Genomic DNA, 23,982 nt, shown 5'->3' with positions numbered 1-23,982 from the left:
GACGGAATTTAGATGGTTTCCAGACGTACGGTCCTGAAAGGCGCGGGCGCCGCCGCCGCGCTCTACGGCGTTCCGGGGTTAATGCTGCCGGCGTTTGCCGCGGACAGGAGGCACGGGCTGTCGGTTTTCGGGGACCTGAAATATCCGCCCGGGTTTTCTCATTTCGCCTACGTCAATCCCGACGCGCCCAAGGGCGGCAGGATCAATTTCCGGCCGCCGAGCTGGGCCTATAACCAGAATGTGCTGACCTACAATACCTTCAATTCCTATATCCTGAAGGGCGATGCGCCGCCGCGCATGGGTTTGTGCTTCGATACGCTGATGGTGCGGGCTCTCGACGAGCCGGACGCCATGTACGGGCTCCTGGCGGAAAGCGTCGAGATCTCTGAGGACGGCAATACCTACGTCTTCAACCTGCGTCCGGAAGCGAAGTTTCACGACGATTCGAAGCTGACGGCCGAGGATGTGGCGTTTTCGCTCATGCTGCTGAAGGCGGACGGCCACCCGCAGATCAGCCAGACCCTCCAGGAAATGGTCGATACCGAGGCGCGGGACGACACGCGTGTCGCGGTGCAGTTTTCGGGAAAACAGACCCGGCAACTGCCGCTGTTCGTGGCCGAACTGCCGATTTTCTCCAAACGCTACTACACGGACTACGACTTCAAGCAGTCGACCCTGACCCCGCCGCTGTCTTCCGGCCCCTACAAGGTCGGAGACCACGCGGTCGGACGTTATGTCGAATACGAAAAGGTGAAGGATTACTGGGCCACAAACCTGCCGGTTGTCGTCGGGCGCTACAATTTCGATGTCGTTCGCATCGACTTCTTTCGCGAACGTCAGGCCGCCTTCGAAGCGTTCAAGAAAGGCACGGTTACGTTCCAGGAGGAATTCACCTCCAAGATCTGGGCGACGAGTTACGATTTTCCCGCCGTCGAGGAAGGCAAGGTGGTCCGCGAAGAGATCCGCGACAACCGTCCCGCCGGGGCCCAGGGCTGGTATTTCAACACGCGCCGCGACAAGTTCAAGGATCCGCGGGTCCGCAAGGCCATCGGCTATGCCTTCGACTTCGAATGGACCAACCAGGTGCTGTTTTACGGGCTCTATACGCGCTCGGCGTCCTATTTCGAAAATTCGGAAATGAAGGCGGAAGGCAGGCCGTCGGCGGGGGAACTTGCCCTGCTGGAGCCCTTCCGCGGCCAGGTGCCGGCGGACGTCTTTGAAGAGGCGCCAGCGCCTCCGGTCTCCGACGGCTCGGGCTTTGACCGCAAGCTGCTGCGAGAGGCTGCGCGATTGCTGAGCGAGGCGGGGTTCAAGCGGGACGGGTCCGTCCTCAACGGCCCGGACGGCAAGCCGTTCACGATCGAATTTCTTAACAATACGCCCAGCTTCAAGCGGATTGTTCTGCCGTTCACCAAGAACCTGGAACGTCTGGGAATCGAGGCAACCTTCCGGCTCGTCGATCCGGCCCAGTACCAGTCGCGTTTGAACACCTTCGATTTCGATGTCACGACCCAGAGGGTTCCGACGGGCGCCACCCTGAGCGACGCGATCCGGCAATTGTGGGGGTCCAAGGCGGCGTCTGTGCCCGGCAGCCGAAATCTCGCGGGCATCGCCGATCCGGCGGTCGATGCCCTGATCGAAAAGGCGATTGGCGCCGAAACCCGCGAACAGATGACGATTGCCGCCCGGGCGCTCGATCGCGTTCTGCGCGCGGGCTATTACGCGGTTCCGCACTGGTACAATCCGAACCACCTGCTGGCCTATTGGGATATGTTCGGTCACCCGGAAAAGCCGCCGTTTTATGATTTGCCTGTTGAAACCACGTGGTGGGTCGACACAGAAAAGGCGAAAAAAATCGGCAAGGAAAGTTAGAGTAGCGACCTGAAAAGCCGCAGCAAAAGAGGCAGTGAAAGACCGATATGGGCGCCTATATTCTCCGACGCCTTCTCCTGATGATCCCGACGCTGATCGGCATCATGGCGATCAACTTCGTCATCATCCAGTTCGCACCCGGCGGACCGGTGGAACGCGTGATCGCCCAGCTTTCGGGAACGGACGTCTCCGCGACCGCACGCATTTCCGGCGGCGGCGGCGATATGGGCGGCACCATGAACGAGGCGTCCGGTGCCGGTGCCGGCGACAGCGTGACCTCCAAATACCGGGGCGCCCAGGGGCTCGATCCGGAATTCATCAAGCAGCTCGAGGCCCAGTTCGGGTTCGACAAGCCGCCGCTGGAGCGCTTCGTGGATATGCTCTGGAACTACGCCCGGTTCGACTTCGGCGACAGCTATTTCCGGGACATCCGGATCACGGACCTGATCTTGGAAAAAATGCCGGTTTCGATATCGCTCGGCCTGTGGATGACACTGATTTCCTATTCGATTTCCATTCCGCTCGGGATCAGGAAAGCCGTCAAGGACGGCTCCACATTTGACGTGTGGACCTCCGGCGTCATTATCGTCGCCTATGCCATACCGGGCTTCCTGTTCGCCGTGCTCCTGATCGTGCTTTTCGCTGGCGGGTCGTTCCTTGATCTCTTTCCCTTGCGCGGCCTGACATCAGAGAACTGGGAGACCCTGTCCTGGCCGGCTCGGATTGCCGATTATTTCTGGCATCTGGTCCTGCCGCTGACCGCCTTGTCCCTGTCGGCCTTCGCGACAACGACGCTTTTGACCAAAAACTCGTTCCTGGACGAGATCCGCAAGCAATACGTGGTAACGGCCCGCTCCAAGGGGCTGACCGAACGCCAGGTGCTCTACGGACACGTTTTCCGAAATGCCATGCTGATCGTGGTCGCGGGCTTCCCGGGAGCTTTCATCTCGGCGTTCTTCACGGGGTCTCTGCTGATCGAGACGATCTTCTCGCTCGACGGGATCGGGCTGCTGGGCTTCGAATCGGTGATCAACCGCGACTACGCGGTGGTCTTCGCCACGCTTTACATCTTCTCGCTGATGGGGCTGCTGGTGAACCTCATCTCGGACCTCACCTACACCTGGATCGATCCCCGGATCGACTTCGAAAGCCGGGAGGTCTGACAAGTGGATAGTCGCCTGAATAAAGACCTGGAAGAAACCGGCCTCGATGTCATGAATCCGCTGCCGGGGGAAACGGCGCCGCCGCCGGCGCGTTTTTCCCTGTCGCCGATCAACCGGCGCCGGCTTGCTAGTTTCAAGGCGAACCGTCGCGGCTTCTGGTCCCTCTGGATCTTTCTGGTGCTGTTCATCCTGTCTCTCTTGGCCGAATTCCTGGTCAACGACCGGCCGATCATCGTCTCCTACAAGGGCGAGATCCTGGCGCCGGTCTTTGTGAATTACCCGGAGGAAAAATTCGGCGGTTTCCTGGCGATCACCGACTACCGCGACCCGTTCGTTCAAAACGAAATCAATTCAAACGGCTGGATGCTGTGGCCGCCGGTCCGTTACTCCTATCGGACCGTGAACAACGCGATTCCGGTGCCCGCGCCTGCGCCGCCGTCGTGGATGATGGACAAGAAGGAACGCTGCCAGCGCTATCCCGAAGGCGTGAACGATCCCAACTGCAACATCGGCAACTGGAACTGGCTCGGGACCGACGACCAGGGCCGCGATGTGCTCGCCCGGCTTGTCTACGGCTTCCGGATCTCCGTTCTCTTCGGCCTTGTCCTGACCCTGGCATCTTCGGTGATCGGTGTCGCCGCCGGCGCCGTCCAGGGTTACTATGGCGGCTGGCTCGATCTGCTCTTTCAGCGCTTCATCGAGATCTGGACGGCAATGCCGACCCTTTACCTGATCCTGATCATCTCATCCGTTTTCACACCGAGTTTCTGGATCCTGTTCGCCATCCTGCTGGCCTTTTCCTGGGTGTCGCTGGTGGGGGTGGTGCGCGCGGAATTCCTCCGCGGCCGGAACTTCGAATATATTGCGGCGGCGCGTGCTCTGGGCGTTTCCAACCCGGTCATCATGTGGCGCCATCTGCTTCCCAACGCGATGGTGGCGACCCTGACCTTCATGCCCTTCATCCTGAACGGATCGATCTCGACCCTGACGGCCCTCGACTTCCTCGGCTTCGGCCTGCCGCCCGGATCCGCCTCGCTGGGCGAACTCCTGGCCCAGGGCAAGAACAACCTTCAGGCGCCCTGGCTCGGGATCACCGGCTTCATCGTGATCTCGCTCATGCTGAGCCTTCTGATCTTCATCGGCGAAGCGGTGCGCGACGCCTTCGATCCGCGCAAGAGCCTCGGGTGAGGAGGGGATGACCGATATGACCTCTAACACCCTGGTATCCGTCAAGGATCTGTCCGTCGCCTTTACCCAGGCCGGCAAGACCAATCTGGCGCTGGACCGCGTTTCCTTCGACATCAAGAAGGGCGAGACGGTCGCCCTGGTCGGCGAAAGCGGATCGGGCAAATCCATTTCCGCCCTGTCGATCCTGAAGCTTCTGCCCTATCCGGCAGCGTCTCACCCCACGGGCGAAATCTTTTATCGCGGCGAGGACCTGCTCAAGGCAGACGAGAAGACCCTGCGCAAGGTGCGCGGCAACGAGATTTCCATGATCTTCCAGGAGCCGATGACCTCGCTCAATCCGCTGCACACGGTCGAGCGGCAGGTGTCGGAGATCCTGAAGATCCACCGGGGCATGAGCGACTCGAAGGCGCGTGAGCGGGTCCTGGAACTCCTGAACCAGGTCGGCATCCACGATCCGGAGAGCCGGCTCAATTCCTATCCGCACCAATTGTCAGGCGGCCAGCGCCAGCGTGTCATGATCGCCATGACCCTTGCCAACGAACCGGACCTCCTGATTGCCGACGAACCGACCACCGCGCTTGACGTGACCGTGCAGGCGCAGATCCTGAAGCTCCTGAAGGACCTGCAGCACGAGCGCCACATGGCCATGCTGTTCATCACCCATGACCTGGGCATCGTACGCAAGTTCGCCGACCGGGTCTGCGTCATGACCAAGGGCCAGATCGTCGAGCACGGGCCGGTGAAGGACATCTTCGAAAATCCACAGCATCCCTACACCAAACACCTGCTCGCTGCCGAACCCAAGGGCAAGCCGCCGGTCTCCGACACGACGAAACAGGTCGTGGTCGAGGCCGAGGACCTGAAGGTCTGGTTCCCGATCAAACGCGGTTTTCTGCGCAAGACGGTGGGGTACGTGAAGGCCGTCGACGGCATCGATGTCGCCGTGCGCGAAGGCCAGACGCTCGGGATCGTCGGCGAAAGCGGATCCGGCAAGACGACGCTTGGCCTTGCCATTCTCAGGATGATTTCCTCAACGGGAAAGATCACCTTCAACGGCCGGGACATCCAGGAAAATTCGTGGAAGGAAATGCGGCCGCTCCGCCGCGACATGCAGATCGTCTTCCAGGACCCCTTCGGCGCGTTGTCGCCGCGCATGTCGGTGTCCGACATCGTCGGTGAAGGCCTGAAGGTGCACTTTCCGGATCTGTCGGCGGCAGAGCGCGACCGCAAGGTCGCCAGGGCGCTGGAGGAGGTCGGTCTCGATGCGTCGACGCGCTGGCGCTATCCGCACGAGTTTTCCGGCGGTCAGCGCCAGCGCATTTCCGTGGCCCGCGCCATGGTGCTGGAACCGAAATTCGTCATGCTGGATGAGCCGACCTCGGCACTGGACATGAGCGTTCAGGCCCAGGTGGTCGATCTGCTGCGCGACCTGCAGAAGGCCCATGGTCTGGCCTATCTGTTCATTTCCCACGATCTCAAGGTCGTGCGCGCGCTTGCCAATGATGTCATCGTCATGCGCCAGGGCAAGGTGGTCGAGGCCGGCCGCGCCGAGGAGATCTTCGACAATCCGAAGACCGACTACACCAAGGCGCTCATGGCCGCCGCGTTCCGCCTGGAAACCGCGCCGGAAGGCGTGGTGAGCGAGTGACCCTCACCCGGCCGGGTCAATCGCCGCGGCCACAATTTTGCGGCTCTCTTACCGGCTTGGTTGGAGCAGCAGAGCGGTTTAAGCGCTCTCGAGGATGAAGTTACTTCCGAATTGCGACCTCAGCTTCAGCCCGTGAGCATCCGCAAAAGCTTCGAAAGTGTGTTGATCATTCAGGACTTCGACCATCATATGGACCTTGTTGTTCCGCAAGATGGAATTCAAACCGGCAATCGCCTGTTGTTCGAAGCCTTCCACATCGACCTTGATGAACACGGTCTTGTCCCGGATCGGGAGGAAGTCGCCGATGCGGCGGACGAAACAACTCTGGATACTACTAAACTGCCACCGTTTCGGCATGGCATCGGGCGAGAGCGTCGAAACTTCCGTTGCCCGGGGATCGATGTGAAGTTCGGTCTCGCAGTCCGTGTCGCCGGCTGCAATGTTCCAGGCCCGGATCTGGTTGTGAAAGCGGTTGAGCGTGATATTGGCGGCAAGCAGTCCGAAAACCTTGCGGTTCGGTTCAAATGCCTCGATCTGCGGCACGCCGCATCGTGCGGCCAGCAGGGAATAACCGCCCCAGTTTGCCCCGATATCGAGAAATACATCGGTTGGGTGGGTCTGGAGATGGGTCTGGATCAGCGCGAATTCATCGGTTTCGTATTCGTATCCGCTATACAGCGCCAGCGACATCGGTTCGCTGCTGTCCAGAAGCAATCGCCCGTGGATCTTGTGATTGTAGAGAAAAGTCGTCCTGGTGCGTTTGGCAACGGATCTAAGGAAGCGCATCCAGCGCAATGCAAGATAAGAGGGGGACACCGGTAAAAAAATCCATTCTGTCAGATCGTCATGTCGCTCCCCTTTTAAGGCCTGGAATGGCCTGCGCAAGTCCGCTCATCCCACCCAGCACGTGGCAAAGGCCCCTTGCGCTTCCTGGTCCTTGCCGATGGACCTGCGGGTCTTGTAGCCGATGAGACCGTCCGCGCCGCCGACGTCGTAGCCCTTCTTCTGCAAGACCTGCTGCAGGGTGCGCACCGCTCCCCGGGTGGTTTTCCGGGTCGGTTTCCAGGCGCCGACGAAGCTCTTGTTGCTTGTATACCGGTCCGCGAGATGGCCGACGAAAAGCGCGTAGGTGTCGCTCTCGTTGTAGTCCTTCAGAACGTAGAAGTTCTCCGTGGCGATGAACGCCGGGCCGTATCGGCCGGCAGGCATCAGGATATTGCCCGGGCGCGCCAGTTCGTAGTCGGGAAACGGCTTGCCGCTGACCCGTTTGACGCCTTCCCTGACGAAGTCGCGGATGGGCTGGCGGTTGTCCGGGCCCTCGCGTGTGCAGGAGACCGTATCGGGCAGGTAGACCTCATAGCCCCAGTCCCGTCCGCTTACCCAGCCGTGCTGCTGCAGGTAATGGGCGATGGAGGCCATTACGTCGACGTCGGAACTCCAGATGTTGTGGTGGCCGTCGCCGTCGAAATCGACGGCATATTTCAAGAAGCTCGATGGCAGGAACTGCGGCTGGCCCATGGCCCCGCCCCAGGAGCTCTTCATTGCCGCCCTGGAGACATCGCCGCTTTGCAGGATCTTCAGTGCCGCGATCAGCTCACCCTTGAAGAAGTCCGGGCGCTGGCCCATGAAGGCCCGGGTCGCCAGCACCCGGATGGCGTCATAGGGGATCTTTGCGCCGCCATAGCCCGATTCCCGGGCCCATATGGCCAGGATGATCCGCTTCGGCACACCGTAGCGTTTTTCAATCTGCGCCAGGGCCGCCCCATGCTGCTGCATTTTCCGGCGTCCGGGGCCGATCTGGGCATTGAACTGGCTGTCCCTGAAATAATTGGCCGGTTCCCGGAATTCCGCCTGGAAATTGATCTTCGGCGGTGCGCCCTTGCCGCCGGGGCCGACGAGGCCGGGAAGCGATGTGTCCGGGGTCAGGCCCTTGAGTTCCCGCTGAAGGGTCTGGGAGGAGACGCCGGCCTTCTCAGCGGCGGGGATCACCTGGTTGTCGAGATAGGCCCTGAATTCCTTGTCGTACGGTCCCGAATGCGCCGGCAGGGCAAATCCGGCCAGAATGAAAATCAGCGGGAAAACACCAAGCGCCTTGATCACGAATCGCTCCTTTGACCGGGGACCGGACGCAACCCTAACACGTCATGGCGGAAACTCAGTCCGCCTCACCGAGCCAGCCGACGATCAGCTCATGGGCAATGGATATGGCCGGCGGGATGCGGTGGCCCAGCGGGTGCGTGCCGTCCACCATCTGGCGGACTTCTGCCCGGTCGCACCAGCGGCAGGCTTCCAGTTCGTCGTCGCCGATCGATATCTCGCTCGACAGCGCATCGCCATGGCAGCCGAGCATGAGATTGGCCGGAAAGGGCCAGGGCTGGTTGGAGATCAGGCGCACATCGCCGACCCGGATGCCGGCTTCCTCGAATGTTTCGCGGCGGACCGCCTGTTCGATGGTCTCGCCCGGCTCCATGAAACCGGCAAGGGTGGTGAACATGCCTTCCGCCAGCCGCGGCGGCCGTCCGAGCAGCGCCCGGTCGCCGTCGGTGATCAGCATGATCACGCAAGGATCGGTGCGCGGGAAATGCTGTCCGCCACAGGACGGGCAATCGCGCCGGTAACCGGCTTCCGCGAGCGTCGTCGGCTGACCGCAGCGCGAACAGAACCGGTGGGTGCGATGCCAGTGAATGAGGGCCCGGGCCTGGGAGAGGGCACTCAGGTCTTCCCGGGAATGTTCCGCTTCCAGCGCCAGCGTGCGCAGGTCGATGACCCTGACGCCCTCGACGGCCTCCATTTCCTCGTCGCTGCCGGGAGTCGTGGCGGCGAAGAGCGCGCGATTTCGCGTGTTGTCCAGGCCGAGGAAAATCATCTCCTCCAGGTTTGCGCCCAGCTCGACCGTTCTGCCGAGCGGCAATCCGATATGTGAAGGGTTGTCTACGGGCAGAACCAGCCGGTTTGCGGTGGACAGGACGACTTCGGTGTCACTGCGGTAAAGCTGATCCTTGATCCAGTTCGTATCGCCCCGCCGCACCGCGAGGCGATCGAGCCTGTTGTCGATGAAGTTCATGATCGATGTTCGACCATGCGGCTTTCCGGCCGATGCCGTCATGAGAAGATCCTTGGCTTTGAATTCGGGGGCGGTGTCGCTGGAAGGTTCAGTCCGAAGAACCGGTCAGCGCCGACTTGAGTGCATTAATGAGTTGATCTGCCTTGTCATGGTCGTAAGGCTCGGGCGGAACGACGCCCCAGACCGGGCCGGGCCAGGCCGGATCGTCCCGGAAGCGGGCGATCACATGCACATGCAGCTGGGACACCTGGTTGCCAAGCGCCCCGACGTTGAGCTTCTCGCAGTCGGTCACCTGTTTCAGCGCCTCGCAGACGGCGGCGATTTCCTCCATCAGCCGGCCCCGGTCACGGGCGTCCAGGTCGATGATTTCGATCAGGTCGGACTTGCGCGGTACCATCAGGACCCAGGGATAATTGGCATCCTTCATCAGCCGGACAGCGCACAGCTCGAGGTCGATGACCGGGTAGCTGTCGCCTTCGAGACGGGGGTTGAGATCGAACTGAATCATGAAAAGGCGGGTCCGCATCTGAAATAAAACGCCGACAGCCTACACCATGAAAAGAAGCCTTGGCGAGGGTCTTGGGCGAGGGGCTTGGCGGACCGGTTTTTCCGGTATCGGCCAGCCGGCAAACAATTCGTCCCACCCCCTTGCCAAAGGCCCCCTTCGTTCTGATATAAGGGCCTCGGGAGGTTGGTGGTGGACGAGCCACTCGCCAACCGGGTCAGGTCTGGAAGGAAGCAGCCCTAACGAGATCTCGGCACGGGTCACCGTGCCAGCCTCCCACCCTTTCCTTAAAGTCCGTTCCGAATGTGCCGTAAGGGTGTCTTGTGGCGCCCGATTTCTTTTGCCGATGGTGCACAGAAAAATCGGAAAAGGATCACGACACCGGCGCAAAAAAGGCGGTATGGTGCGCCCATGGACGAGATGGCTTTTCCTGAAGATGGCGTGAAGACCGGGGCTGCGAAAGACGGCGCCTACCGGGTGCTGGCGCGCAAGTACCGGCCCCAGACCTTCGAGGATCTGGTCGGTCAGGAGCCCATGGTGCAGACGCTGGAAAACGCGTTCGAGACCGGGCGCATCGCCCAGGCCTGGATGCTGACCGGCGTGCGCGGGGTCGGCAAGACCACCACCGCCCGCATCCTCGCCCGCGGCCTCAACTACGAGGTTCCCGGCGAAGCCGACAGGCCGACGGTTAAGCTCGAACAGGAAGGCACCCATTGCCGCGCCATCATGGAAGGCCGGCATGTGGATGTCATCGAGATGGACGCCGCCTCCCACACCGGCATCAACGACATTCGCGAGATCACCGACGCTGCGCGTTACCGTCCGGCGACGGCGCGCTACAAGGTCTACATCATCGACGAAGTGCACATGCTGTCGACGGCGGCCTTCAACGGCCTCCTGAAGACGCTCGAGGAGCCGCCCGAGCATGTGAAGTTTATTTTCGCCACCACGGAAATCCGCAAGGTTCCGATCACGGTTCTGTCCCGCTGTCAGCGGTTCGACCTGCGCCGGATCGAGCAGCCGAAGCTGGTCGGCCTCCTGCGCCGCATTTCCGATGCCGAAGGCATTCAGATCACCGACGAGGCCCTGACCCTGATCGCCCGAGCCGGTGAGGGCTCGGCCCGTGACTCGCTCTCCCTGCTCGATCAGGCCATGGCCCACGGGGCCGGCGCAATCGAGGCCGATGAGGTTCGCCAGATGCTCGGTCTTGCCGACCGGGCTCGGGTGATTGACCTGTTCGACCATGTCATGGCCGGCCGCGTCGCCGAAGCCATGGAGGAACTCGCTGCCCAGTACCAGGTCGGTGCCGATCCCGCGATCGTTCTGACGGATCTGGCCGACTTCACCCATCTGGTGACCCGGATGAAGGTGGTGCCGAAGGCGGGCGAGGATGTCTCGGTCACCGAGACGGAACGGCTGAAAGGTCATGAGTTCGCCGAAAAGCTGTCCGTGCGCGCCCTGTCCCGGGCCTGGCAGATCCTGCTGAAGGGCGTTCAGGAAGTGCAGGCCGCGCCCAAGCCGCTGGCCGCCGCCGACATGGTGCTGGTCCGTCTGGCCTATGCGGCCGATTTGCCCGATCCGGGCGAGGCGCTGGCGCTTCTGAAAAGCGGCGGAACGATTTCCGCCGGTGGCGGGGCGCCTGCCCCAACTGGTTCTTCTGGTGGACCCGGTGGCGGCGGTCCGGCCGCCTCCTTCGAGCCACGGCCGAAGCTTGCCGCCATCGCCGGCGGCGGCGCTCAGCGACCGCCCCAGATCAGGCCCCAGGCAGCGCCTCAGGTCCAGCCGGCCGTTCCGGCGGTTGCGCTCGGCTCTCTCCAGGACTGCGCGGCACTGGCATCCGAAAAGCGCGACATCCCGATGAAGGTCGCTATTGAGCGCCAGATGCGGCTCGTCAAGTTCGAGCCGGGCCGGATCGAGATCCAGCCGACCGAGGACGCATCGGCCGACATTGCCGGCGAGTTCGGCCGCAAGCTCACCGAATGGACAGGCACCCGTTGGATCGTCAGCATCAGCCGGGCTCAGGGTCGTCCGACGATCCACGAGGAACGCGAAGCGAACCGGGAAATGCTCCTGTCCGATGCCCGCGCGCATCCAACGGTCGCAGCACTGCTCGGCAAGTTTCCCGGCGCGAAGATCGTCAACGTCAGCGTCCAGGAGACCGACGAGGACGAGGAACTCGCCGACCCGCTTCTGGGTGAGGCGCTAGGCGACGACGATGCCGACGAAGAGTAAACGAAATTCCCGTTTGCTCTCTGTTTTCCATTAGACTAAGCCTGCCCGAAAGATTGCCCGGACCGGGCAAGGCGCATCAGATGGAGAATGAGGCCATGGACTTCCTCAAGATGATGAAACAGGCAAAGCAGATGCAGGAGCAGATGGGCTCCCTGCAGGAAGAGATTGCCGAAATCGAGGCCGAAGGCACCGCGGGCGGTGGTCTGGTGAGTGTGAAGATCGGCGGCAAGGGCGAGCTGAAGGCCGTCAAGATCGATCCGGCCATGTTCAAGGAAGAGGACGTCGAAATCCTCGAGGACCTGATCATCGCCGCCCACAACGAGGCCAAGGCCAAGGTCGAGCAGGCCATGCAGGAAAAGACCCAGGAAATGATGAGCGGCCTCGGCCTTCCGGCCGGAATGAAACTGCCGTTTTGAATTTGCTGAGGCTTGTCGATCGGGTTGGGAGGCCGGCAGGCTCTGTCACCCCTCATCCGGCCCTTCGGGCCACCTTCTCCCTCGGGGAGAAGGATATCTCGGCCAAGCCTCGATTTCTGCTTCAATTAACCTCTCCCCCCCTTTTTTACTTCCATTGGGGGGAGAGGTCGGGCCGCAGGCCCGGGTGAGGGGATCCGGCAGTGGTTTTGGGTACCGCCGCCTAGGGAAATGAACTGACTATGGCGCAGAACAAGGTCGTCGGACCGGAAATCGAGCGGCTGATCCAGCTTCTGGCGAAGCTGCCCGGACTGGGGCCGCGCTCGGCGCGCCGCGCCGCGCTCCATCTGATCAAGAAGAAGGACCTGCTTCTGGTGCCGCTCGCCGAGGCCATGGGCGTGGCGGTGGAGAAGATCGGTATCTGTTCGGTCTGCGGCACGGTCGACACCTCCGACCCCTGCGCCATCTGTTCCGACCCGCGCCGCGACCAGTCCGTTCTGGTGGTGGTCGAAGACGTCGCCGACCTCTGGGCCCTGGAACGGGCCGCCGCGATCAACGCGCGCTATCACGTCCTCGGCGGTACACTGTCGCCGCTTGACGGGGTCGGCCCGGAGGACCTCAACATCGCCGCGCTGATCGAGCGCTGCGGCAGCGAGGCCATCGAGGAAGTCATCCTGGCGATCAACGCCACTGTCGAAGGCCAGACGACGGCCCATTACGTCACTGACCAGTTGGCTCACCTTGACGTAAAGGTCACTCGCCTGGCTCACGGCGTCCCGGTCGGCGGCGAGCTCGATTATCTCGACGAGGGCACACTTGCCCAGGCCCTGAAGGCCCGCACGCAGTTCTGAGCGGCCTTAACCATAGGGACGACAATCATTTGAAATAAATTGTTAACGGGGCTTTAACCTTTGAGGAGGTTCGGGCACCCGATGACGTCTTGCGCGCCGCCCGGCCTTTTCAGAAGAGGATGACCGTCTCCCCGTCAGCCGGCGGCAAGCTTGAGCGTTTTTTGTGAGTTTCGAAGCGACACATACGGACAGCCGGAAGGCAGCCGACCCCGCCCGGATTTCCAATCTGGACGGGTTGCGCGGTCTGGTCGCCTCGCTCGTCGTCGTCAGCCATCTCGACCTGTTCCTGGCACCGCGGTTCACCCCGGAGTGGCTGACGGTGGGGCTCGGGGGCGAATCTGTTGCCATTTTTTTCTCGCTCGGCGGGTTTTTGATGGCATTTCTATACGGCGGGCGCCGGTTCGATGCGCCCGATTATATCGTTCACCGGTTCGCACGCATCTTTCCCGTCTATATGGTCTCGGTGATCTTGGTGACGCTTCTGAGCGCCCTGCCGGGCCTCGGCTATATCGAGCCCATCGAAGGCCCGGTCCAGATCGCCCGCCATCTTCTGATGATCGGCTCGACCGGGGTGTTCTGGTCGATCCCTCCGGAAATCCAGTTCTATTTCTATTTTCTCCTGATCTGGCTCTGGCTGGAAAATCCGGAACGCTATCGGTGGGTTCCCCTGCTGACGGCCGCTCTCGTGGTTCTCTGTACCCTGTCGGGCCTCGCAGGGCCGGGCATCCTGCTCACGTCAAAGCTTCCCTATTTCCTGTTCGGCGTCATCGCGGGACGGGTGTTCGCACGGGCGCGGCAGCGGTTCGATCATCCCGCGACCGGCTTTGTCGGCCTTGCCCTTTTGACCTTCTATCTGCTTTACCGGACGATCGTGTCGCCGCAGGCCGAGTTCTGGAGCCTGACGACCGCCTTCGGCGCCGCCGTCGTCGTCTTTCTGGCCGCCTTCGGCAATTCGGTTTCCGATGCGGTTCTCGGCTCGGGCATTTTCACATTGGCGGGCAAGATCAGCTTCTCGCTCTATCTCCTGCATGTGCCGGTCATGTTCCTGGTGATGCGGCTGATCGGGTCGAGGCTGCCGAACCTGCTCGCCGTCCTGATCGCGGTCGCCGCCGCCTACGCTAGTGCGTTCGCCAGCTATCACCTGATCGAGAAACTGTGCCGCAGGAAGCTGATCGGCCTGTGGCGGCACTACCGGCATGCGCCTTTTCTGGTGCAGCCAAGGTAAGGTCGAGCAGGTTTCCCTAAAGTCAGACCTTTCGCCGGTCCGACCACGCATAGGTGGTCAGCTTGACTGTACCGATGAGTTTGCTCTTGAATCGGTACAGATGGTGACTGCGTTTTAGGGGGAAACGTGACCGGGAAACTCTATGTCGTTCGATGGGAATTCAGTTATGCGGGCAATGGGTTTCAACCCATTTTTGACATTCGGGAAATTCCGCCAGCCGATGACCTGACGATGCTCGCCCGGCTGACAATTAACGACACCGGAAAGTTTTACGGCGACGACTTCGGTATAACGATCCTGTGTGGCCGCGACCGGTATAACGTCAGACAGTCGGGTAAACAGAAGGCTAGCTGGAAATTCATAAAATGTGAGCGGTTCGATCCGGATGAAGTCGAAGCGCAGATCCTGGCTCTTGTCGACCGCTGTGCCTCGGATCGTTTCGAGCAATGGATGGATTGCCTCAGGAAGCATTTTAATTGGGAGTACGAAGGCATGAAACCAGCTCCTTATTAGGGCCTATCCGGTGGTCGAGGCTTCTTTCCGCAGGACCCTTGCACCCCATTGGCTTCGCACTTATGTCGGGGCTGTCCGTTTCAAACCGAGCAAGGAACCAGATGCTCTCAGCCGCTTCCCGCGCCTTCGGCCAGGTCTTCGAAAAGCCCTTCCGGGCCATTTTCTGGAAAATGCTGGGCTTCACCCTCGCGGTTCTTCTGGTCATCTGGATCGGGCTCGAGGGGCTGGTCGCAGGCTTCGTCGACCTTCCCTATCCCTGGCTGAACACGGCGCTCTCGATCCTGACCGGGGTCGGCGCCATCATCGGTCTCGGCTTCCTGATCGCCCCCGTCTCGGCCCTGTTCGCCGGCCTGTTCCAGGACGAGATCGCCGATATCGTCGAGACGCGGGATTATCCGGCCGATCCGCCGGGCAAGGCCATGGCCCTGATGCCGTCGATCTTTCTGGCCATCAAGTTCACCGGCGTGGTGATCCTCGGCAACATCTTCGCCCTGCTTTTGCTTCTGGTCCCTGGCATCAACCTGGTCGCCTTCTTCGTGGTCAACGGGTACCTGCTCGGCCGGGAATTCTTCGAATTCGCCGCCACCCGCTTCATGCCGGTCGAGGAAGCCAAACGCCTGCGTAAAGCGCGTAATGGGACCGTCTTCATGGGCGGGTTGGTCATCGCCGGTGTTCTGGCTGTTCCGATCCTCAACCTGATCACGCCCATCTTTGCCACCGTCTTCATGATGCATGTGTTCAAGCAGATTTCCGCTGGACAGGCCGCCCGATATGGAGAAGCTGGGAGCAGATAGCCGCAAGGCCGCGGCGAAATCTTGCTGACGGGCCGGCATGAAGGATCTCCTGGACGACATCTACGCAAACATCGGCCTCTCCCCTGAGCGTGGCGGCGTGGCCACCTATATCCCCGAGCTCGCCAAGATCGATCCGCACCAGTTCGGCATGTGCGTCGCCGCTGCGGATGGCGAGGTTTATACGGCGGGCGATGCGGAGGTGCCGTTTTCCATCCAGTCGGTCTCCAAGGTCTTCGCTCTCGCGCTGGCGCTGGGCAAGGTCGGCGACCAGCTGTGGCGCCGTGTCGGCCGCGAGCCCTCCGGCCTGTCCTTCAATTCGCTTCTGCTGCTGGAGCGCGAAGACGGTATCCCGCGCAATCCCTTCATCAATGCAGGCGCGCTGATCGCGACCGATATCTACCTGGCCGGGTCGCGGCCGAAAGAAGCCCTGGGCCAGCTCCTGCGCTTCGTGCGCGCCGCGTCCGATGACGAGGACATCCACATCAACGAAATGGTCGCCCGTTCCGAAATAGCGACGGGGCACCGCAATGTCGCGCTCGCGCATTACCTGGCGTCCTTCGGAAATCTTCACTCCGGTGTGGACGAGGTTTACGGCACCTATTGCCACCAGTGCGCCATCGAGATGAGCTGCCGCCAGCTTGCCCTGGCCGGCCGGTTCCTGATCGATACCGACGACACGCCCAAACTGGTGTCCCGCGAACGCCGGCGCCGGATCGCGGCGCTGATGATGACCTGCGGCCACTATGACGGCTCCGGCGACTTTGCCTTCCGTGTCGGCCTGCCGGGAAAAAGCGGTGTCGGCGGCGGCATTCTCGCGATTGCGCCGGGCAAGGCCTCGGTCGCGGTCTGGTCGCCGGGGCTCAATCGCTACGGCAATTCCAAGCTCGGCACCGAGGCAATGGAAATGTTCGCCAGGAAGACCGGGTGGTCAGTCTTCGGTTGAGCACTACCTTCGTTCTGTGCAACGCTTTTACGTGTCCGGAAGCGTACCCTGAAGTTGCCTGGAAGTTTGCCCGGAAGTTTGTATCGCGTGAAGTTTTGAAGCGCGGCTGTCAAAAACAATTCAAATTCATCCATTGGATGCTTTGACGGGACGATATCTTGGCGCTAGAACGCATTTGGACAACGCCTTGAATTGCTTACGCTAACGTAAACGTAAGCAGGCGTCGTACGGGAGAGAAGTTCCATGTCGAATGCCGACCTGCGGGGCAACCGCCCCTTGTCGCCCCATCTTCAGATCTACAAGCCGATCCTGACGATGGTCATGTCGATCCTGCACCGCATCACCGGCGCAGCCCTCTATTTCGGAACGATCCTGCTCGCCTGGTGGCTGATCGCCGCTGCGGCCGGTCCGGACTATTTCGATTTCGTCAACGGGATCTACGGCTCGTTCATCGGCCGGCTGATCCTCTTCGGCTTCACCTGGGCCCTCGTGCACCACATGCTCGGCGGCCTGCGCCACTTCATCTGGGACATGGGCGCGGGTTTCGGCCGCGAGGCCCGCGAATGGCTGGCGCGCGCCACGATCATCGGCTCGGTCACGCTCACGATCGTGCTCTGGATCATCGGTTACGCGGTTCGCTGAGGGAGAAGACAATGACTGATATGCGCACCCCTCTTGGCAAGGTTCGCGGCCTCGGCTCCGCCAAGGAAGGCACCGATCATTTCTGGAAACAGCGTCTTACGGCCTTCGCCAACGTGTTCCTGATCTCCTTCTTCGTCATTCTCGTGATCGCCCTGCAGGGCTCTTCCCATGCGGACGTCATTTCCAGCCTGAAGAACCCGATCGTCTCGATCGTCCTTCTCCTGGTGATCCTGTCTGGCGTCTATCACATGAAGCTCGGCATGCAGGTCATCATCGAGGACTATGTCCACGGCGAGGGCCTGAAGGTCCTGTCCCTCATGGCGAACACGTTCTTTTGTACATTCATCGGCCTCGGCTGCATCTTTGCCGTGCTGAAAATCGGCTTTGGAGGCTGACCCTGATGGCCAACACATATGAATTCGTCGACCACAGCTACGACGTGGTCGTGGTCGGTGCCGGCGGCGCTGGCCTGCGTGCGACCCTCGGCATGGCCGAACAGGGGCTGCGCACCGCCTGTATCAGCAAGGTCTTCCCGACCCGCTCCCACACCGTTGCCGCACAGGGCGGCATCGCCGCCTCTCTGGTCAACATGACGCCGGACAGCTGGCAGTGGCACATGTATGACACGGTGAAGGGCTCCGACTGGCTCGGCGATACCGACGCCATGGAATACCTCGCCCGCGAGGCACCTGCCGCCGTCATCGAGCTGGAACACTACGGCGTGCCCTTCTCGCGCAACGAGGAAGGCAAGATCTACCAGCGCCCGTTCGGCGGCCACATGCAGAACTTCGGCGACGGCCCCCCCGTGCAGCGCACCTGCGCGGCCGCGGACCGGACCGGCCACGCCATCCTGCACACGCTCTACGGCCAGTCGCTGCGCAACAATGCGGAATTCTTCATCGAGTATTTCGCGCTCGACCTGATCATGTCGGACGACGGCGTCTGCCAGGGCGTGATCGCCTGGAACCTGGACGACGGCACCATCCACCGCTTCTCCGCCAAGATGGTCGTGCTTGCGACCGGCGGTTACGGCCGGTCCTATTTCTCCTGTACCTCGGCCCATACCTGCACCGGCGACGGCGGCGGCATGGTTGCCCGTGCGGGCCTGCCGCTGCAGGACATGGAATTCGTGCAGTTCCACCCGACCGGCATCTACGGCGCCGGCTGCCTGATCACCGAAGGCGCGCGCGGCGAGGGCGGTTACCTGACCAACTCCGAAGGCGAGCGCTTCATGGAGCGCTATGCACCGTCGGCGAAGGACCTGGCGTCCCGCGACGTGGTTTCCCGCTGCATGACCATCGAGATCCGCGAAGGCCGCGGCGTCGGCCCGAAGAAGGATCACATCTTCCTGCATCTGGATCACCTGGATCCGGCCCTGCTGGCGGAGCGTCTCCCGGGCATTTCCGAATCGGCCAAGATCTTTGCCGGTGTCGACCTGACCAAGGAGCCGATCCCGGTCCTGCCGACGGTCCACTACAACATGGGCGGCATTCCGACCAACTACTGGGGCGAAGTGCTGAACGCGGACGCCGACAATCCCGACCGCATCCAGCCGGGTCTGATGGCCGTCGGCGAAGCCGCCTGCGCCTCGGTGCACGGCGCCAACCGCCTCGGCTCCAACTCGCTGACCGACCTTGTGGTGTTCGGCCGTGCCGCCGCCATTCGTGCCGGCCAGGTGATCGACCGGAAGGCGGCCGTGCCGACGCCGAACGAAGCCTCCTGCGAAAAGATCATGGAACGCTTCGAGCGGCTCCGGAACGCCAACGGCACGATCCCGACCGCCGACCTGCGCGAAAAGATGCAGCGCGCCATGCAGGAAGACGCTGCCGTCTTCCGCACCCAGGAAAGCCTGGAGCAGGGCTGCAAGCGCCTGACGGAAATCTGGGGCGAGCTGAAGGACATCAAGGTCACCGACCGGTCGATGATCTGGAACTCCGATCTGGTGGAAACGCTGGAGCTGGAAAACCTGATGGCCAACGCCATCACCACGGTGTTCGGCGCGGAAGCCCGCAAGGAAAGCCGTGGCGCCCATGCCCGCGAGGACTTCAAGGACGGTCCGTTCGCCGGCCGCGACGACGAGAACTGGCGCAAGCACACGCTCGCCCGCGTGAGCGAGGCCGGCGACGTCAAGCTGGAGTACCGTCCGGTGGTCACCGAACCGCTGACCAAGCCTGAGGACGGCGGCATCGACCCGAAGAAGATCGCGCCAAAGGCGCGCGTCTACTAAGGAGCGGCAGGTCCCGTGAGCGCATCGGCTGCCATCATGGATACGGAAAGCCCCTTCGGCACCTACAAGGCCGAAGGGCTCGTCCGCTACGCCTGGAAGCTGGCGGATCGTCACGATCTGTCGGCGTCCCTGCGCAAGCGGATCCGTGCCCTGGTGGCGCGTCTGTTCACCGGACCCTACGACACCGAGGCCGATGGCCTGAAGTTCCGGATCTATCCGGGCCAGAACTACGACGACCGCAAGATCCTGGCCAAGGGCCGGCTGCCGGAAAAGGACGAGCACAAGCTGCTGCGCCCTTACCTGATGCCGGGCATCACGTTTGTGGATGTGGGCGCCAACATCGGCAGCTACACGCTGTTCGCCGCAAGCCGCGGCGCGCAGGTGCTGGCAGTCGAGGCCAACCCGGAAACGGCACGGAAGCTCGCCTTCAACATCAAGGCCAACGGCCTGGATCAGGTGAAGCTTGCCGGGGTCGCCATCGGCGAAACCGAAGGCACCCTGTCGCTCTGGCTGGAGCCCTCCAACTGCGGCTTTGCCACCCTTGTGGAAGACCTGACCACCGGCGAATGGGCCGGCGACTGGTCCCCGAAGGAAGTGGCGGTGCGTCCGCTGGCGGATGTGCTGGCCGAGCAAGGTCTCGACAAGGTCGATGTGCTCAAGGTCGATGTGGAAGGCTTCGAGGACCGGGTGGTCCTTCCCTTTTTGCGCAATACGGATCGGTCCGCCTGGCCGCGGGTCATCATGCTTGAAACGAATTGCCGGCCGCATTGGGCCGAGGACTGTGTTTCCGAATTGGAAACCCTCGGCTACCGCGCCGCCGGCGTAACGAATGACAACACGGTGTTCGAGCTTCCCGCCTGAACGCCGCACAGATGTGGCCCGGACGCGATAAAGCGGGCCCAAACGCGGAGCGATGAAAAATGGTTCAGCTGACGCTTCCCCGGAACTCCCAGGTGACGGCAGGCAAGGTATGGGACAAGCCGGCCGGCGCGACCAACCTGCGCGAATACCGGATCTACCGCTGGAACCCGGACGATGGCCGGAACCCGCGCGTTGACACCTACTTCATAGACACCGACGACTGCGGTCCGATGGTGCTCGACGGGCTCATCTACATCAAGAACAAGATCGACCCGACGCTGACCTTCCGCCGCTCCTGCCGCGAAGGCATCTGCGGCTCCTGCGCCATGAACATCGACGGCACCAACACGCTCGCCTGCACCAAGGGCATGGACGAGGTCGCCGGCGACGTGGTCAAGATCTATCCCTTGCCGCACATGCCGGTGGTCAAGGACCTCGTGCCGGACATGACCCAGTTCTACGCCCAGCACCGCTCCATCGAGCCCTGGCTTCAGACCGTGTCTCCGGCGCCGGAAAAGGAATGGCTTCAGTCCCACGACGACCGGACCAAGCTGGACGGCCTCTACGAGTGCATCCTCTGCGCCTGCTGCTCGACCTCGTGCCCGAGCTACTGGTGGAACGGCGACCGCTACCTCGGCCCGGCCATCCTCTTACAGGCCTACCGCTGGCTGATCGACAGCCGCGACGAAGCCACCGGCGAGCGCCTGGACAACCTGGAAGACCCGTTCCGGCTCTACCGCTGCCACACCATCATGAACTGCTCGCAAGCCTGCCCGAAGGGTCTCAACCCGGCCAAGGCGATTGCCGAGATCAAGAAGATGATGGTCGAACGGCGGGTGTGATCGCGCCGAGGAATATCATTCAGGAAGGCCGCCTCCGGGCGGCTTTTTTGTTATGTTTGATGCTAGACATAAGCTAACCGAGGTATGTCCTTGATGTGGCAACTTCCAAAAACGGTTCCTGATCCCGAAGTTCTAATTTCCTTAGAGCCAGAAGAATTAGCTTCAATAATGCTGTTCCTATTGCGTGAAGCGAAAGGGAGAGAGAAATTTCACCCATACAATTTGGCTGGTGAGGTGTGGGGTAACGGAACTGCGGCTCATCCGAAATATGATAGAGCTTTTGAAGAAGACATTAATTTAGCTATTTCTGAGGCTTGGGCATGGTTGGAAGCTCAAGCGCTCATTGTGCCAGTGCCTGGCATAAATGGCCAGAATGGATGGCGAGTGCTAAGTCGCAGAGCCCATAGGTTCGAAAACCCTGAAGAGTTTAAAAATTATAGTATTGCTCGCGGGCTTTCAAAAGAGACACTGAATAGACGCATAGCAAATTCTGTTTGGATGTCCTTCATGCGCGGCGAGTACGATACTGCGGTATTTCAAGCAATGAAGGCTGTAGAAGTTGCAGTGCGGGAGGCGTCCGGGCTTACTGACATGATCGGTGTTCCACTAATGCGGAAAGCATTTGACAAAACTGCAGGCCCGCTGACCGATCTAACCATGGAAGAAGCTGAACGGGAAATGCGGGCGCACCTATTCGCAGGAGCAATCGGCTCTTTCAAGAATCCTCATTCTCATAAAGATATTGAATTGGATAACCCTGCCGAAGCGTTCGAAATTATTATGTTGGCAAATCTTTTGCTGCGCATTGTCGATGCGAGAATAGAAGAAGTAGGAATTGCATCATAGAGTCTAACCGATCCCGAGGAACAATGGTGATGGGCATTCTCGATCACAACGGTTTCGCGGTTTGATTTCTAAAAGTCGAACGCCTTTTACGGTGAAGCGCTGGTGCCGCCCGGTATCAAGGTTCTGATGGAGGTCACGGCCGAAATGACCGGCGGAACGCCCTCTGCTTTCGCGTCCTGTCTCATACTGACATTCCGGCTTCGGTGGGCGGCGTCTGCCACCTCCGAACCTGCTGCCTCCAGATCTTCCGAACTTCGAAATTGCATGATGGGGCGTGGTAAGCCATTGTTCCCAAAACGAGTGATTTGATTTTCTGATACTGGAAATAGAGTGGCGCCTCATGATGCATCGTTGTTTCCAGGGAATGGCCTTCGGCCTTCTGGGAGTGTTTTTTTCGATCATGAGCGCGGGAGGGGCGATGTCCGAGGATGAGATCACGCCCGGCGGATCGAGAATCCATCGGTACGAAGGTCACGAATACGAGTTTCGCGCGCCTGAAGGAGAAGGCAGGAACCTGGACGAGATCACGGATTTCCTGGAAGGCTTTCTCGGCGAGAACACGGGCGTTTTCCACGAAACGGACTCCGACAAGGTCCACATCGATGTCCTGTATTTTCCGCCGCGGCCGGGACAGGAATGGTGGACATTGGTGACGAGCGGGATGAGCGACCTGCCGATGACGGTTCCGGACGGCCTGGAGGATCCGGAAGGGGTGGAACTTGCCGAACTCGTCCTGCTGCTTCCCGAGGATTGGTTTGTTGCCGATGAGAAGGGTTTGGTTGCAGCTGATGTGGTCGAGGACCAGCAAAAATTCTGGCCCGTCGAAATGCTGCAGTGGCTGGCCAGGTTTCCGCACGAGTACGGAAGTTGGATCTGGTACGGCCATTCCTTTCCGAATGGCGATCCCGCCGAACCCTATTCCAGCAATACGAAGCTTTCGAACGCGCTCATTCTGGTGCCGGTGCATTGGCGGCCGGAGCAAATCAACATGAAGCTGAAGAACGGCCGCGACCTTACGTTCCTGAGCGTGGTGTTCCTTTACGATGACGAAAGAGACGTCAAGTTGCAGCAGGGAACTGACGTCTTGACCGATGCCTTCGATCGTGCCGGCGTAAACGAGCTGCTTGATATTTCCCGTCCGAGCGTTGTCCGGACGAATAAGGTTTTGGACTTTCTTCGCGGATTGACCAAAAAATAAGGCGCTCCAAAAGGTTTCTCACCATCAGGTTCCCATGGACGAGACGATTGTTGCTGAAATCCGGTCCCGATTGAAGGCGCTGGAAGCGCAGGAGCGGATTGCCATTCCGCTTGCCATCGAAAGCGGCAGCCGGGCCTGGGGATTTCCGTCTCCGGACAGCGACTACGATTGCCGGTTTGTCTATGTCCGGCCGCTTGCCGAAACTTTTACGCTTTTCCCGCAGCGGGATGTCATCGAGGAACCGCTGACCGAAGTCTTCGACATCAACGGTTGGGAACTTTCCAAGGCTCTGCGGCTGATGCTTGCCGGCAATGCGGTGATTGTCGAATGGCTCAGGTCGACCTTTGCCTATCAGGAGGACGGGGCCTTTCGAAACGCCGCGCTGGAGCTGGCAGCCGAAGTGTGTGATCGCGGACTGATCGGCAAGCATTACTATCATCTGGCGCAGAACCAGATGAAACGGTTCATCCCTCCGACCGAACCGGTTGCCCTCAAGAAGGTTCTCTATGCACTCCGGCCGCTCATGGCCATTCTCTGGCTGGAAGCAAATCCGGATGCATCCGTCGCTCCGATGAATTTTCATGAATTGCGGGCGGCGGCGGATATTCCGGAGCGTGTCTCGGAAAAAATCGACGAGCTGCTCCGGTTGAAGGCGCAAACCGGGGAAATCGGCACCGGTCTTCTGGATCCGGTCTTGGCGGATTTCCTCTTCTCCACGTTTCAGCGTCTGGAACCCTGGAGTTCTGCCGTACCCTCCGCGTCCGATCGCGGGCCCATCGTAGACGAATTCTGGCGCCACTGGTCGCGGGAGCTGGCGCCCGAGGTGTGATTATGGGATGGCCCGCCCCTCTCCGGAGCGATCCGATAGGATTGCTCTGTATTTGAGGTAGAGAGGAACGGACCGATGTCGATTTTTGTACTTGGAATTGATCTTGGCAAGAACGTGTGCAGCCTG

At 61.0% G+C, this 23,982-nt stretch carries 23 protein-coding genes and 1 other RNA gene; 20 read left to right on the top strand and 4 right to left on the bottom strand.

Going from position 1 to position 23,982, the window contains the following annotated elements:
* Nucleotides 1-12 precede the first annotated feature (12 nt).
* The 4 genes from HK439_RS18370 to HK439_RS18355 are packed head-to-tail and all read left to right on the top strand — an operon-like array spanning nt 13 to nt 5,871.
* A complete protein-coding gene (locus HK439_RS18370) occupies nt 13-1,872 on the top strand; it encodes an extracellular solute-binding protein (protein ID WP_190292929.1) in 1,860 nt (619 codons plus the stop codon).
* Between the two features lie 47 nt (nt 1,873-1,919).
* Nucleotides 1,920-3,035 (top strand): microcin C ABC transporter permease YejB, encoded by a 1,116-nt coding sequence (locus HK439_RS18365; RefSeq protein WP_190292928.1) that lies wholly within the window; start codon nt 1,920-1,922, stop codon nt 3,033-3,035.
* Between the two features lie 51 nt (nt 3,036-3,086).
* Nucleotides 3,087-4,223 (top strand): ABC transporter permease, encoded by a 1,137-nt coding sequence (locus HK439_RS18360; RefSeq protein WP_190293018.1) that lies wholly within the window; start codon nt 3,087-3,089, stop codon nt 4,221-4,223.
* 16 nt (nt 4,224-4,239) lie between these two features.
* Nucleotides 4,240-5,871 (top strand): ABC transporter ATP-binding protein, encoded by a 1,632-nt coding sequence (locus HK439_RS18355; RefSeq protein WP_209011926.1) that lies wholly within the window; start codon nt 4,240-4,242, stop codon nt 5,869-5,871.
* Between the two features lie 78 nt (nt 5,872-5,949).
* Here HK439_RS18355 and HK439_RS18350 read toward each other — a convergent pair whose 3' ends face one another.
* The 4 genes from HK439_RS18350 to HK439_RS18335 all read right to left on the bottom strand — a co-directional run bounded on the left by HK439_RS18350 (nt 5,950) and on the right by HK439_RS18335 (nt 9,443).
* Nucleotides 5,950-6,687 (bottom strand): FkbM family methyltransferase, encoded by a 738-nt coding sequence (locus HK439_RS18350; RefSeq protein WP_190292926.1) that lies wholly within the window; start codon nt 6,685-6,687, stop codon nt 5,950-5,952.
* A gap of 75 nt (nt 6,688-6,762) precedes the next feature.
* A complete protein-coding gene (locus HK439_RS18345) occupies nt 6,763-7,971 on the bottom strand; it encodes a lytic murein transglycosylase (protein ID WP_190292925.1) in 1,209 nt (402 codons plus the stop codon).
* A gap of 55 nt (nt 7,972-8,026) precedes the next feature.
* Complete coding sequence (gene nudC, locus HK439_RS18340) at nt 8,027-8,977, bottom strand: NAD(+) diphosphatase (RefSeq protein WP_209011925.1); 951 nt, start codon at nt 8,975-8,977, stop codon at nt 8,027-8,029.
* Between the two features lie 46 nt (nt 8,978-9,023).
* Nucleotides 9,024-9,443: an HIT domain-containing protein gene (locus tag HK439_RS18335; protein WP_190292924.1), complete on the bottom strand. Its 420-nt coding sequence runs from the start codon at nt 9,441-9,443 to the stop codon at nt 9,024-9,026.
* A gap of 178 nt (nt 9,444-9,621) precedes the next feature.
* Here HK439_RS18335 and ffs point away from each other — a divergent pair.
* The 16 genes from ffs (at nt 9,622) to HK439_RS18255 (ending at nt 23,856) form a co-directional block, all read left to right on the top strand.
* An RNA gene (ffs, locus tag HK439_RS18330) (signal recognition particle sRNA small type) lies at nt 9,622-9,720 on the top strand.
* A 131-nt stretch (nt 9,721-9,851) separates the two neighbouring features.
* Entirely contained in the window at nt 9,852-11,672 is a 1,821-nt protein-coding gene (locus HK439_RS18325) for a DNA polymerase III subunit gamma/tau (protein ID WP_190292923.1), read from the top strand.
* Nucleotides 11,673-11,767: 95 nt separating this feature from the next.
* Complete coding sequence (locus tag HK439_RS18320) at nt 11,768-12,088, top strand: YbaB/EbfC family nucleoid-associated protein (RefSeq protein WP_190293016.1); 321 nt, start codon at nt 11,768-11,770, stop codon at nt 12,086-12,088.
* A 239-nt stretch (nt 12,089-12,327) separates the two neighbouring features.
* Nucleotides 12,328-12,936 (top strand): recombination mediator RecR, encoded by a 609-nt coding sequence (recR, locus tag HK439_RS18315; protein ID WP_190292922.1) that lies wholly within the window; start codon nt 12,328-12,330, stop codon nt 12,934-12,936.
* A 163-nt stretch (nt 12,937-13,099) separates the two neighbouring features.
* The gene (locus HK439_RS18310) at nt 13,100-14,161 is read left to right on the top strand and encodes an acyltransferase family protein (RefSeq protein WP_190292921.1); all 1,062 of its coding nucleotides are present in this window, start codon (nt 13,100-13,102) and stop codon (nt 14,159-14,161) included.
* A 126-nt stretch (nt 14,162-14,287) separates the two neighbouring features.
* Entirely contained in the window at nt 14,288-14,674 is a 387-nt protein-coding gene (locus HK439_RS18305) for a hypothetical protein (RefSeq protein ID WP_190292920.1), read from the top strand.
* Nucleotides 14,675-14,775: 101 nt separating this feature from the next.
* Entirely contained in the window at nt 14,776-15,468 is a 693-nt protein-coding gene (locus HK439_RS18300; protein ID WP_190292919.1) for a sulfate transporter family protein, read from the top strand.
* Nucleotides 15,469-15,505: 37 nt separating this feature from the next.
* A complete protein-coding gene (locus tag HK439_RS18295; RefSeq protein WP_190292918.1) occupies nt 15,506-16,411 on the top strand; it encodes a glutaminase in 906 nt (301 codons plus the stop codon).
* Between the two features lie 243 nt (nt 16,412-16,654).
* Entirely contained in the window at nt 16,655-17,053 is a 399-nt protein-coding gene (gene sdhC / locus HK439_RS18290; RefSeq protein WP_190292917.1) for a succinate dehydrogenase, cytochrome b556 subunit, read from the top strand.
* A gap of 11 nt (nt 17,054-17,064) precedes the next feature.
* Nucleotides 17,065-17,448, top strand: a complete 384-nt coding sequence (gene sdhD / locus HK439_RS18285) for a succinate dehydrogenase, hydrophobic membrane anchor protein (RefSeq protein ID WP_190292916.1) — start codon at nt 17,065-17,067, stop codon at nt 17,446-17,448.
* 5 nt (nt 17,449-17,453) lie between these two features.
* Nucleotides 17,454-19,280: a succinate dehydrogenase flavoprotein subunit gene (sdhA, locus tag HK439_RS18280; RefSeq protein ID WP_190292915.1), complete on the top strand. Its 1,827-nt coding sequence runs from the start codon at nt 17,454-17,456 to the stop codon at nt 19,278-19,280.
* A gap of 15 nt (nt 19,281-19,295) precedes the next feature.
* Nucleotides 19,296-20,141 carry an FkbM family methyltransferase gene (locus HK439_RS18275; protein WP_209011924.1) on the top strand — a complete coding sequence of 282 codons (846 nt, stop codon included), beginning with the start codon at nt 19,296-19,298 and terminating at the stop codon, nt 20,139-20,141.
* A 59-nt stretch (nt 20,142-20,200) separates the two neighbouring features.
* Nucleotides 20,201-20,983, top strand: coding sequence for a succinate dehydrogenase iron-sulfur subunit (locus HK439_RS18270; protein WP_190292914.1), 783 nt, complete (start codon nt 20,201-20,203; stop codon nt 20,981-20,983).
* 93 nt (nt 20,984-21,076) lie between these two features.
* A complete protein-coding gene (locus tag HK439_RS18265) occupies nt 21,077-21,829 on the top strand; it encodes a TIGR02391 family protein (RefSeq protein ID WP_190292913.1) in 753 nt (250 codons plus the stop codon).
* Nucleotides 21,830-22,193: 364 nt separating this feature from the next.
* Nucleotides 22,194-23,027: a suppressor of fused domain protein gene (locus tag HK439_RS18260; protein ID WP_190292912.1), complete on the top strand. Its 834-nt coding sequence runs from the start codon at nt 22,194-22,196 to the stop codon at nt 23,025-23,027.
* A 34-nt stretch (nt 23,028-23,061) separates the two neighbouring features.
* Nucleotides 23,062-23,856, top strand: coding sequence for a DNA polymerase beta superfamily protein (locus HK439_RS18255; protein ID WP_190292911.1), 795 nt, complete (start codon nt 23,062-23,064; stop codon nt 23,854-23,856).
* Nucleotides 23,857-23,982: the final 126 nt, after the last annotated feature.

Source organism: Roseibium aggregatum, assembly GCF_014692675.1.
GTDB classification, from domain to species: domain Bacteria; phylum Pseudomonadota; class Alphaproteobacteria; order Rhizobiales; family Stappiaceae; genus Roseibium; species Roseibium aggregatum_C.
Note: the sequence above shows the minus strand (reverse complement) of the source record. Positions and strands in the feature narration are given on the sequence as shown.

Coding starts and splice junctions, on each gene's coding strand:
- HK439_RS18270 (WP_190292914.1), top strand. CDS start 20,201: ATGGTTCAGCTGACGCTTCCCCGGAACTCCCAGGTGACGGCAGGCAAG.
- HK439_RS18355 (WP_209011926.1), top strand. CDS start 4,240: ATGACCTCTAACACCCTGGTATCCGTCAAGGATCTGTCCGTCGCCTTT.
- sdhA (WP_190292915.1), top strand. CDS start 17,454: ATGGCCAACACATATGAATTCGTCGACCACAGCTACGACGTGGTCGTG.
- HK439_RS18255 (WP_190292911.1), top strand. CDS start 23,062: ATGGACGAGACGATTGTTGCTGAAATCCGGTCCCGATTGAAGGCGCTG.
- sdhD (WP_190292916.1), top strand. CDS start 17,065: ATGACTGATATGCGCACCCCTCTTGGCAAGGTTCGCGGCCTCGGCTCC.
- HK439_RS18365 (WP_190292928.1), top strand. CDS start 1,920: ATGGGCGCCTATATTCTCCGACGCCTTCTCCTGATGATCCCGACGCTG.
- HK439_RS18325 (WP_190292923.1), top strand. CDS start 9,852: ATGGACGAGATGGCTTTTCCTGAAGATGGCGTGAAGACCGGGGCTGCG.
- HK439_RS18260 (WP_190292912.1), top strand. CDS start 22,194: ATGGCCTTCGGCCTTCTGGGAGTGTTTTTTTCGATCATGAGCGCGGGA.
- recR (WP_190292922.1), top strand. CDS start 12,328: ATGGCGCAGAACAAGGTCGTCGGACCGGAAATCGAGCGGCTGATCCAG.
- HK439_RS18370 (WP_190292929.1), top strand. CDS start 13: ATGGTTTCCAGACGTACGGTCCTGAAAGGCGCGGGCGCCGCCGCCGCG.
- HK439_RS18295 (WP_190292918.1), top strand. CDS start 15,506: ATGAAGGATCTCCTGGACGACATCTACGCAAACATCGGCCTCTCCCCT.
- HK439_RS18265 (WP_190292913.1), top strand. CDS start 21,077: ATGTGGCAACTTCCAAAAACGGTTCCTGATCCCGAAGTTCTAATTTCC.
- HK439_RS18320 (WP_190293016.1), top strand. CDS start 11,768: ATGGACTTCCTCAAGATGATGAAACAGGCAAAGCAGATGCAGGAGCAG.
- nudC (WP_209011925.1), bottom strand. CDS start 8,977: ATGACGGCATCGGCCGGAAAGCCGCATGGTCGAACATCGATCATGAAC.
- HK439_RS18335 (WP_190292924.1), bottom strand. CDS start 9,443: ATGATTCAGTTCGATCTCAACCCCCGTCTCGAAGGCGACAGCTACCCG.
- HK439_RS18360 (WP_190293018.1), top strand. CDS start 3,087: ATGAATCCGCTGCCGGGGGAAACGGCGCCGCCGCCGGCGCGTTTTTCC.
- sdhC (WP_190292917.1), top strand. CDS start 16,655: ATGTCGAATGCCGACCTGCGGGGCAACCGCCCCTTGTCGCCCCATCTT.
- HK439_RS18300 (WP_190292919.1), top strand. CDS start 14,776: ATGCTCTCAGCCGCTTCCCGCGCCTTCGGCCAGGTCTTCGAAAAGCCC.